The sequence below is a fragment of the Pseudomonas sp. GM49 genome (assembly GCF_000282355.1).
Lineage (GTDB): Bacteria > Pseudomonadota > Gammaproteobacteria > Pseudomonadales > Pseudomonadaceae > Aquipseudomonas.
Map to the genome: position 1 here is coordinate 1 of NZ_AKJL01000279.1, position 1,544 is coordinate 1,544.

The 1,544-nt window shown below is 61.4% G+C and carries 1 protein-coding gene and 1 pseudogene; both read left to right on the top strand.

Annotation, left to right across the window (positions count from 1 at the left end; translation table 11 throughout):
• Positions 1-1,237 (top strand): type III secretion system outer membrane ring subunit SctC (sctC, locus tag PMI29_RS0130435; protein ID WP_033052669.1); only part of this gene is annotated, 1,237 nt, incomplete at its 5' end.
• Positions 1,234-1,544 (top strand): annotated as a pseudogene (locus PMI29_RS04855) (type III secretion system gatekeeper subunit SctW); the annotation flags it as partial. The gene sctC and the pseudogene PMI29_RS04855, both read left to right, overlap by 4 nt.

The following is a 1,544-nucleotide window of genomic DNA, read 5'->3' on the forward strand; positions in this document are numbered from 1 at the left end:
CTTGCGCACTTTTCACGTGTCGGGCCCGCCGATGTATGTCGATCTGGTGGTGCAAGCCGCCGGACTGATGGATAACCAACGCTCGGAACTGTTGCTGGGCAAGCAGCAGATCGGCGTGATCCAGGTGCGCAACACCTTTGTCAGCGACCGCAAGTATGAGCTGCGTGATGACAAGGTGACCATTCCCGGGCTGGCAACCGTGATCGAGGACTTGCTGCGTGGCGAAAAGCGCGAGGTCGAGCCGTCGGTGGCACAAGCCCCCGCGCTGCGTCCGCAAGGATTGATGCCGGCGTTTCCCCTGGAAGGCCTGGCGAGCGCCCCCTCGGAGCAAGACTCGACCGCGCCGCGAATCATTGCGCGAGAGGTGGCTGCCGGAAATATACGGGTGGTGGCCTATCCCGACACCAACAGCCTGCTGGTCAAGGGGCTGCCGGAGCAAGTGCGCTTTATCGAGAACCTGGTGAGTGCGCTGGACACGCCGAAACGACACGTGGAGTTGTCGTTGTGGATCATCGATTTGCACAAGGATGAACTCAATCAGCTGGGCATCAACTGGCAGGGCGCATTGAAGTCCAGTGGGACATTCAGCGTATCGCTGAACGCCGGCTCGGCGACCACCCTCGATGGCGCTTCGTTCGTCGCCCAGGTCATGGCCCTGGAGCGCACCAACCGGGCGAATGTGGTCTCGCGTCCAGTGATCCTGACACAAGAGAACGTACCGGCGATCTTCGACAACAACCGCACCTTTTATGCCCCGCTGGTGGGGGAGCGCAGTGTCGATTTGCAGCACGTGACCTATGGCACGCTCGTCAGTGTTCTGCCCCGTTTCGCCCAGGCGGACGAAATTGAAATGTCACTCAATATCGAAGACGGCAACGAAGTGGAAAACCCTGACCAGAACAAGCAACCCGGCAGTTTGCCGACGGTCGGGCGCACACGGATCAGCACGGTGGCGCGCGTGCCCCAGGGCAAGAGTCTGTTGGTGGGCGGTTTCACCCGCGATGACCACAGCGAGCAAGTCGGACGGATTCCGGTACTGGGTTCGATTCCGTGGATCGGGCGCTTGTTCAGCTATCGCCAGAACCGCTCGGCCAACACGGTGCGGGTGTTCCTGATTCAGCCCAAGGAAATTCTCGACACACTTGAGCCCGTCACGTCTGATCCCGCCACCCGGCTGCTGACCCCACAGCAGCATGAGCGGGTGCGCCGCTCCTATTTCCGGGCGGCAGAAAAATGATCCTGCCGCCGGTTTCCACAGGCGGGCGGGCCGCCCAGGCACGGCTCAATGCCGAAAAGGCCGCCGAACACCCACAGCCCCAGGCGGATGCGCAGGTTGATCTCGACGACAGCTCAACGCTTGCCATTGCGCAACGCTTTGTGCAGATCAGCGATGAAATGTCGGCGGCACTGGCTCAGTTTCGCGGGCGGCGACATTTCGAACTCAAGTCCGAGAGCCTGATGGACAACTTCGAACGAGTCCTTGAAGACGACACTGTACCCAAGGTGCAGCAGGTGCTCAGCCTCGCGCGGCTGGCGGACAAGCC